1 protein-coding gene is annotated in these 473 nt (G+C 53.5%); it reads left to right on the top strand.

Annotated elements, in window-relative coordinates; genetic code table 11:
- On the top strand, positions 1-473 hold a 473-nt coding region (locus tag ACTHUR_RS19885), incomplete at both ends, for a trans-sulfuration enzyme family protein (RefSeq protein WP_440400517.1).

Raw genomic sequence — 473 nt, 5'->3', positions numbered from 1 at the left:
ATGTCAAACTGGTTTGGCTGGAAACGCCGTCCAATCCGCTTTTGCGCTTGGTAGACATCAAAGCGCTTGCCGCAAAAGCCAAAGCAGCCGGTGCGCTGGTCGGCATCGACAACACCTTTGCCACGCCGTATCTGCAACAGCCGTTGGATATGGGTTGCGATTTTGTGTTCCATTCCGCTACTAAATATTTGTGCGGCCATTCCGACGTATTGATGGGCATAGTCGTTGCCAAAACCAAAGAGCTGGCTCAGCCTTTGCACGACATGATGGTGCATACCGGTGCGATTGCAGGCCCGATGGACTGCTGGCTGGTGTTGCGCGGTATTAAAACGCTGGCTCTGCGCATGAACGCCCATTGCCAAAACGCACTCGAAATCGCACGCCGTTTGGAAGCTCATCCTGCCATTGAAAAAGTGTTCTATCCCGGCCTGCCGTCTCATGAACATTACGAACTCGCCCAAGCACAAATGCCC

The organism is Neisseria sp. P0021.S007 (assembly GCF_051956855.1).
The sequence above is the reverse complement of the archived record's forward strand: the minus strand, read 5'-3'. Positions and strand labels throughout refer to the sequence as shown.